This window comes from Paenibacillus sp. P22 (assembly GCF_000469945.2).
Classification (GTDB): Bacteria; Bacillota; Bacilli; order Paenibacillales; family Paenibacillaceae; genus Paenibacillus_O; species Paenibacillus_O humicus.
Genome location: NZ_CBRA020000234.1, coordinates 1 through 8,406 on the forward strand (window position 1 = coordinate 1; position 8,406 = coordinate 8,406).

The 8,406-nt window shown below is 59.2% G+C and carries 5 protein-coding genes and 2 pseudogenes; 3 read left to right on the forward strand and 4 right to left on the reverse strand.

Going from position 1 to position 8,406, the window contains the following annotated elements:
- A partial coding sequence (locus BN871_RS24070) for a sodium-dependent transporter (RefSeq protein WP_048749479.1) occupies positions 1 to 1,112 on the reverse strand: 1,112 nt, incomplete at its 3' end.
- Between the two features lie 215 nt (positions 1,113 to 1,327).
- On the opposite strand from BN871_RS24070, the pseudogene BN871_RS24075 reads away from it, so the two are divergent.
- Positions 1,328 to 2,884, forward strand: a pseudogene (locus tag BN871_RS24075) (catalase); the annotation flags it as partial.
- A 157-nt stretch (positions 2,885 to 3,041) separates the two neighbouring features.
- Here the strand turns inward: BN871_RS24075 and BN871_RS24080 are convergent.
- Both BN871_RS24080 and BN871_RS24085 read right to left on the reverse strand, forming a co-directional pair.
- Positions 3,042 to 4,646, reverse strand: a complete 1,605-nt coding sequence (locus tag BN871_RS24080) for a methyl-accepting chemotaxis protein (RefSeq protein ID WP_048749483.1) — start codon at positions 4,644 to 4,646, stop codon at positions 3,042 to 3,044.
- Positions 4,647 to 4,796: 150 nt separating this feature from the next.
- A complete protein-coding gene (locus BN871_RS24085; protein ID WP_021878806.1) occupies positions 4,797 to 5,561 on the reverse strand; it encodes a ThuA domain-containing protein in 765 nt (254 codons plus the stop codon).
- 352 nt (positions 5,562 to 5,913) lie between these two features.
- On the opposite strand from BN871_RS24085, the gene BN871_RS24090 reads away from it, so the two are divergent.
- On the forward strand, positions 5,914 to 6,531 hold the full coding sequence (locus BN871_RS24090) for an NUDIX hydrolase (RefSeq protein WP_048749484.1): 618 nt from the start codon (positions 5,914 to 5,916) through the stop codon (positions 6,529 to 6,531).
- Positions 6,532 to 6,651: 120 nt separating this feature from the next.
- Entirely contained in the window at positions 6,652 to 7,878 is a 1,227-nt protein-coding gene (locus BN871_RS24095; protein WP_048749487.1) for an MFS transporter, read from the forward strand.
- 67 nt (positions 7,879 to 7,945) lie between these two features.
- On the opposite strand, the pseudogene BN871_RS24100 reads toward BN871_RS24095, so the two are convergent.
- A pseudogene (locus tag BN871_RS24100) lies at positions 7,946 to 8,191 on the reverse strand (MFS transporter); the annotation flags it as partial.
- Positions 8,192 to 8,406 lie beyond the last annotated feature (215 nt).

Here is an 8,406-nt window from a genome sequence, read left to right on the forward strand (position 1 = left end):
CCCGTCACGGACAGCGCCGCCGGAATCCCAAGCACAAAGCAGACGGAAGCTACGATCGAGGCGGCCTTCCGGCGAGACCATTTCCACTGGGTCATGGCGAAGGCTACCGGCACTTCAAGGATGGATACGGCCGATGTCAGCGCCGCGATGGCCAGCAGGATGAAGAACAATCCACCGAAGAAGGCGCCGAACGGCATCTGCGAGAAAGCGGCCGGCAGCGCCATGAACGCGAGCCCGACGCCTTTGTCCGGCTGCAGCCCGTACGAAAAGACGGTCGGGAAGATGATCAGGCCGGCGATGAAGGCATACCCGAGATCGCCGATGCCGATCGCGATCGTCGCCTTGCCGAGCGATTGCTCTTTTTTTACGTAGGAGCCGTAGGTCAGCATGCATCCCATGCCCAGAGACAGGGAGAAGAAGGCATGTCCGAGAGCGACCAGCACGGATTCGCTGTCCAGCTTGGCGAAGTCCGGCTTCAGGAAAAACTCTACGCCTTCGGCGGCGCCCGGCAGCGTAAGCGAACGGGCCATCAGAACGAGCAGGATGATCAGGAAGCCGGGAATCAGAATTTTGTTGAATTTCTCGATGCCGCCCGATATGCCTCTAGCCACGACATACCCGCAGATGAGCATCACGACGGCTTGCCAGAAGACCGGCAGGAGGCCGCCGGCGAAATCGTTGAAATGCGCTTCGTAGTCCATCCCCTTGTGCGAAAGGCCGCCCGTAAGGGAATCGAGCGTATATTGGAACGTCCAGCCTGCCACGACGGCATAATAGGACATGATCAGGAAGGCTGTCAGAACGGACAAGGCGCCGAACCATTTCCAATACTTGTTGCCGGTCAGATTGAACAGCGACGTCGCCGCGTTGCCCCGGCCGCCGCGTCCGATCGTCATCTCGGCGAGCAGGACGGGCAAGCCGACCACAATCAGGCAAACGATGAACAGGAGGAAGAAAGCCGCCCCTCCATGCTCTCCGGTAATGTACGGAAATTTCCACATGTTGCCCAGCCCGACCGAACTGCCGATCGCAGCCAGAATGAACCCTGACGAGGAGAAACGCTCAGCTTTTTTCAAGGAGCCGCCGGGGGAGTTGCTTGATGACTTGCTCATGGATGATTTGCCTCCAGCTTTTCATGTTGGTAAGAGATTATTAATTTATCGAAAAAACGCTTTAATGTCCAGAAGCAATTGGTCTCATCTTTTTCTAGGCCGATCAACCTTTCCCTTATCTGGTATAGAAAGAAGTCAAATGGAAAAAGGTAAGTCGGAACGAAGAGATGAACACAGGAAGGAAGTCCTACATAATGAGTTCCCCTACCGAAAACAACGATTCGAAGGATATCCTGACCAACAGGCAAGGCCATCCCGTTACCGACAACCAAAACATCCGTACCGTCGGAAGCCGCGGGCCGTCCACGCTGGAGAATTATCATTTCATTGAAAAGATTTCCCATTTCGACCGGGAAAAAATACCGGAGCGGATCGTGCATGCCCGAGGCGCCGGAGCCCACGGGTATTTCGAAGCGTATGGCAAGGCGGGCAGCGAAGCCGTATCCAAGTATACCCGCGCCAAGCTGTTCCAGGAGGCGGGCAAGCAGACGCCCGTATTCGTTCGCTTCTCGACGGTCGTGCACGGCGGCCATTCCCCGGAGACGTTCCGAGACCCTCGCGGCTTCGCCGTGAAATTCTATACCGAGGACGGCAATTGGGATCTCGTCGGCAACAACCTGAAAATCTTCTTCATCCGCGATCCGCTCAAATTCCCGGATATGGTGCATGCGTTCAAACCCGATCCGGTGACGAGCCTGGGCAACCCGGAGAGAATGTTCGACTTCGTCTCCAATTCCCCGGAAGCGACGCATATGATTACCTTTCTCTTTTCCCCTTGGGGTATCCCGGCCAATTACCGGCAAATGCAAGGCTCCGGCGTCAACACCTACAAATGGGTCAATGCGGAAGGAAAAGGCGTGCTCGTCAAGTACCACTGGGAGCCTCTGAAGGTCGGCATCAAAAACCTGACCCAGAAGGAAGCCGACGAAATCCAGGCCAAAAATACGAGCCATGCGACCCAGGATCTGTACGAGGCGATACAGCGCGGCGACTATCCGGAGTGGGAGCTGAACGTCCAGATTCTGAGCGACGACGAGCATCCCGAGCTCGACTTCGATCCGCTCGACCCGACCAAGCTATGGGACCAGGACAAGTTCCCCTTCCTTCCCGTCGGCAAAATGGTGCTGAACCGCAACCCGGACAACTACTTCGCCGAGGTGGAGCAGGCGGCCTTCGGAACCGGCGTGCTCGTCGACGGCCTCGACTTCTCCGACGACAAGCTGCTGCAGGGCCGCACGTTCTCGTATTCCGACACGCAGCGCTACCGGGTCGGCACGAACTACTTGCAGCTGCCGATCAACGCGCCGAAAACGACGGTCGCGACGAATCAGCGGGACGGCCAGATGGCGTTCAATGTCGACAAGGGACCGAATCAGAATCCCCATGTCAATTATGAGCCCTCCTCGCTTGGCGGACTGAAGGAAGCGGCCCCTGCGGGCAAGGAGCATGAGCCGATGTACCATGCCGCTCTGGTGCGGGAGAAGATATCCCGGCCGAACGACTTCAAGCAGGCCGGAGAGACGTACCGGAAGTTCGAGGAATGGGAGCGGGAGGAGCTCATCTCCAATCTCGTCGATGCGCTCAAGATCAGCGCGCCGGTCATCCAGCAGAACATGATCGCCCACTTCACCGAGGCGGATGCCGACTACGGCCGCCGCGTGGCGGAAGGGCTGGCCAAGGCGAAGGCCGACATGGAGCATATCGCATCGTCCGGCATGCGCGAGGGAGCGGAGAAGGCGGAGCGCTCCGGGCACAAGACAGACGGATACTGAAACAGAGCAAAGCGGCGGTCAGCCCGGCATGGAATGCCGGAAGAACCGCCGCTTCTTTTTTTTGCGGATTGGATAGGGCCGAGGCCGGGCATCTGCTTTTTTTGCAGCTGCAATCGGCGCCATGCAAGCCGCTTCCTTGTTGGAACGGACTTGCAGGCTAGTTGGACTCTTTCTCGGCCGCCAGCTCGCGCAAGGCATCCTCCGACTGCTCGATTCGCTCCTGCAGCTGCGCATTCTGCCTCGTCAGCGTCTCGACCGTAGCCAGCAGCTCCTCCAGAGTAGCCGAGGATTGCTGCATGACGGCGGCGAAATTCTCCACCTGCCCCTCCACTTCCCTGCTGGAGGCGCCGACATTGTCCATCTCTCCGCCTACCGTGCTGGCATCCTCGTGCAGCCGCTGGACGGATTCGCCGATGCCCGCGAACGCGCTGCGCGTCAGGTCGACGAGCGCGAAGCTCTCCTCCATCCTCTGCACATTGGCGTCCATGGAGGAGGCCGAGCTTTCCGTGCGCACAGCCGCCAGGTCGAGGCTGGCCGTTATGCGCTCCGCGGCTTCGCCGGCGGTTACGGCAAGCTTGCGGATCTCGGAGGCGACGACGCCGAAGCCGGCACCGTGCTCCCCGGCCCGCGCAGCCTCGATGCTCGCATTGAGGGAAAGCAGGTTCGTCTGCCTGGCGACCTCCTGGATGGAGGCGGTCATAGGAAGGACATCCCGTATCGTCTCGCTCAGCTTCTCAAAATCGCTCTTTGACTCCTTCAAGCTGTCCTGGAAGCGCTGGATCGTATCCGTCAGCCGTTCCATGACTTCTCTGCCGCTCACGGACGCCTCTCTTGTCCGCTCGATGTTGCCGATCATCTCTCCCAGCGTACCCATCATGGTCGCGAGCTGGCTGGTGGAATCCGATACTTTGGACGCGATGTCGGAGATGGATTCGGCCTGGCTGTTCACGCCCGAGGACATTTCCTGGAAAGCGGTATTCATTTCCTGGAAGGAGGCCGCATTGTCATGGCCGTTCTGGCGTATTCCTTCCATCCCCTCGGAGAGGGTCCGCACGGACACCCGCATGACCTTGTCCCGCTGCCGTTCGCGCTCCAGAGTGCGCTCCGCCTCGAGCTGGAACCGGCTTACCCGCTTCAGGATGGAGCGGCCGATCTCGGATTGGCTGATCAGCAGGCCGGACACGATCAAGAAGTAGAACAGGAAGTAAACGAGATCATAGTCGACTTCGTTGCTGCCGGGATACATCGCGAACTTATAGACGACTAGTCCCGCCCCGCTGAGAGTGCCGTACAAGAGCGTGATTCGGCTGTTGTACATGACGCCGAGCGCCAGGAGGAAGAATGCGGGCAGCGCGGACAGCACGCTCCGGCTGTCGTATTGTACGGAGGTAATGGTCATGTAGCCGACTAGCGCGACGGTCATGTACGGAATGATCGGCTCCAGCCTGCGCAGGACATGCCCCGCCCATAACAAGACCAAGACGATGCCCGCAGGAATCAACAAAGCCTTCGTGTAAGCCGCTTCCGTATCGAATGAAGTCATCATGCCGGCAACAAGGGCGTAATAGATCGACAGGACGGCCAGGACGGCCGTACTGCGCCTTCTGCGATCGGAGTAGGCGAGGCTTTGCCGGTCCGCGGAAGGCCGGCCTGCAGGCATCTCCTGCTTTGGATTCTTTCCGTCGGCCTCCGTGTCCTTGCTGTTCAGGGAGCGGCTGCCCTGTTCTTTCGCTTGAATCGATTCCGGCTGTCTGAATGCCATCTGATTTCCCCCGTCTTCAATATCGATGCCAACTAAATGACAACATGTCGTAAGTACACATCGACATTTTCCAGACGGAGATTTAGGGCCAAAATCAAAAAATCGAAAACAAAAAGCGGGTCCGCAGACCCGCATCGTTCTAAAGATGGCTTATATCCGCCCCGCTGCCCACAGACTGGCCGATCGGATCAGCCGCTGCACCTGCCCGCTCTCGAACGAAGCCCGGTCATGGCCCGGCATCAGGACGGCGATTCGGCCTTCGCCGTAGCGCTGCACCCAGGCTGCGGGGTAGCAGCACCCGTCCAGCCAGTACTCCAGGATGACCTCTCGGTCCTTCGACCTGCTGAAGGAGTAGCGGTAAGGCTCGTCGGGGGAATCGAAGGGCTCGATATTCTGTACGATCGGATGCGCTCCGCCCTTGCCTACGACCGGTTCGAAGGAAAGGGTCTGATAAGGGGGATGTCCGAGAAACCGCGCTCCGATCATTTCCTCAAGCCGGGGGTCGGCTGCAAGAGAAATGCCGGAATGGATCAGAACGAGTCCTCCTCCTTGGCCGACAAAATTGATGATGCCCTTGGCTTGCTCCGGTGTGACGGGATCTTTCCAGCGGTCGGTATACGCGGCTATCAGGCCTGTTCCGGAAGCGGGGCTTTCGAGAACGCTGTAATCCTCCGTCGCTTCCGCGTCGAAATCATCCTTCAAGGCGCCGAGAATCGTTTCCTGAACGGCCTGCAAGGGATGATAAGAGGCGCCTGAGCCGTCTCCAAGCAGCACGGCGCCTCTTGCAGGCCGAGGCTTGACTCGCCCGGCAGCGATCTGCCTCCCTGTCAAGATGCCCATGCGAGGACTTCCGTCCCCCGTCATCCCTGTATCCGGCACATAGACTGTGCCTCCCCTTCCGACTTCGACAACCATGCCCTGTCTCTCCCTTCAGGTCAAATGGATGAAATAAAGCGATAAACGTTTAACGGATCTTTTATCTAATCTATTCCACTTTTTGAAGCAAATCCCTTCCCGTCCTCGTCCACATTTTGAAGCCGGTCCCTAAAGACGACAAACCGGCAGCCGGCCGCAGAGCGGTCATGCCCCTGCGGCGCTGCCGGTTTCCGCAAGGAACGCGGAAGCTCGAACAACAATACGGATTTTTACCCGCTTGGACGCGGGGCGAAACAGGATTCCGGTGCGCTGACCGAGAAATGGTCCCTGCGGCCGGCTTCAACCGCCGTATTCATGCACATACCTGCCATTCCAGCGAGGAGGAACGGAAATGGAACCGAAGTGGCTCGAATGGGCAAAGCAAATCCAAGCTATCGCCCAGACCGGGCTTGCCTACGGGCGCGACGTCTATGACATCGAACGCTTTGAAGCTCTGCGGGAGCTGAGCGTCGAGATCATGGAGACGCATACCTCCGCAGGCAAGGAAGAGATCCGGCTCGCTTTCGCCGGCGATTCCGGCTATGCTACGCCGAAGGTGGACGTGCGGGGAGCCGTTTTCCGGGAAGGCCGCATCCTGCTCGTCCGGGAAAGATCGGACGGCGCCTGGTGCCTTCCCGGCGGCTGGGCGGATATCGGCCTGACCCCGAGTCAATGCGTGATCAAGGAGATCAGGGAAGAGACGGGCTTCGAAGCCAGGACGGTCAGGCTGCTTGCCGTCATGGACAAAATCCGGCATGGGCATCCTCCCGATGCGCATCATATCTATAAGCTTTTTTTCCACTGCGAGATCACGGGCGGGCAGGCTTCCGGCGGCGTGGAGACAAGCGAGGTCGAGTTTTTCGGCGAGGACGAGCTGCCTCCCCTGTCGCTCAGCCGCAACACGGAAAGCCAGCTGCGCATGATGTTCCAGTACGGACGGCAGCCGGGCATGCCGGTCTATTACGATTAAGGCGTGAATTTCCTCTTTCGCGAAGCGCAAAATCTGCTATACTGGCGGAAGTTGATTTCCAAAGGTAAGTCATTTCCTGCTATTTACAGTCAGCGCTTTCAGAAAGAAGGTCAGACATTCATGCATCAAGATCAACCGTCGATTGCATCCTCGTTAACCGACAAGGAACGATACCCGCTCTCTCTCTACTCCCTCACGGTCGGAGCCTTCGCGATCGGCTTGACGGAATTCGTCATCATGGGCCTGCTTCCCGAAGTAGCCGCGGACCTCGGCGTAAGCGTGCCGAAGGCGGGCAACCTTATTACCGGCTACGCGCTCGGAGTCGGCATCGGCGCTCCCGTGCTTGCGCTGGCAACGGCCCGCTTCCCCAAGAAGCTGCTTCTTTCCCTGCTGATGGTGCTGTTCATCATCGGCAACCTGGGGGCCGCCCTGGCTCCGAATTACGGCCTCCTGCTGGCGGCCCGCATCTTCACTTCGCTTGCCCACGGCACCTTCTTCGGCATCGGGGCCGTGCTTGCGGCGAGCCTCGTCTCGCCCAGACGCCGAGCCGGAGCGGTGTCGGTCATGATGGCCGGCCTGACGATCGCCAACATTCTCGGCGTGCCGTTCGGAACCTTCATCGGGCAGGAGCTTGGATGGCGGATGTCGTTCTTCGTCGTCGCGGCGATGGGCGCCGTCACGCTGGTCGGCCTGATCGCCATGATTCCTTCGATCAAGCAGACGGACGACACCAACGCAGCCAGGCAGATCAAGGCTCTCCTGCAGCCCAAGCTGTTTCTCGTGCTGATCACGGGCGCCTTCGGCTGCTGCAGCCTGTTCAGCCTGTTCAGCTACATCAAGCCGCTGCTCACCGGCGTAACCGGCGTCGCCGAGGGCATCGTGCCCTGGATTCTCGTCCTGTTCGGCTGCGGCGTCACGATCGGCAACATCCTGGGAGGCAAGCTGGCCGACCTCAAGCTGATGCCGACGGTCATCGTCTCCTTCCTGGCCCAAGCGGTCATTCTGGCGGTGCTCGGCTTCGCGGACGTTTCCTTGCCCGCTACGCTTGCCCTCATCTTCCTGTGGGGGGCTGCTAGCTTCTCCGCGATGCCGGGGCTGCAGGTCCGCATCATGAATCTGGCCAAGGATGCGCCCGCTCTGGCTTCGACATCCAATCACGCTGTCCTGAACTTCGGCAACGCCTTCGGCGCCTTTTTCGGCGGCTGGATCGTGCTGTTTTTCGAGACAGCTCCCGGAGCGTACGACTACGGCGTGCTGCCGTGGACGGCATCGGCATTCTCCCTCATCGCCCTGCTGCTGGCGCTATGCCTAGCGGCATGGGACCGCCGGAGCGCCGCCGCCCGCTGAACCTGAAAAAGGACTGCCCCGCCGTTTCAGCAACGGTACGGGGACAGTCCTTTTTTTTGTTGCTCTGTTATGCCGCCGCTTCCTTCCGGTCGCGGGGGAGCAGGAAGGCGAGCGCGCCTGCGACCGGCAGCACGCTGGTCCAGTACATGACGCTCTGCAGGCCGTAGATGTCGCCAAGCTTGCCCAGCACGACGGCGCCGAGCGCGCCCATCCCGAAGGCGAAGCCGGTGATGAGTCCGGATGCCATGCCGACCCGGCCCGGCATCAGCTCCTGCGCGTAGACGACGCTGACCGAGAAGCTCGCCTGGATGATCACCCAGAACTTCAATGCTTTGGACAGGCGCGCTCCAATCAAGGCGGGGGATAATGAACAATGACATTATAGAATTTAGGTATTTGAACAAGCACCAAACAACCATATAGCGAATGCATATGCAATAGCATGTTTCATGCGAACAAACGCCATCTTCCCCTTGGACTGCTCCAAATGACCCTCATCATCTCATTTTATAATCCAATGCAAACAAA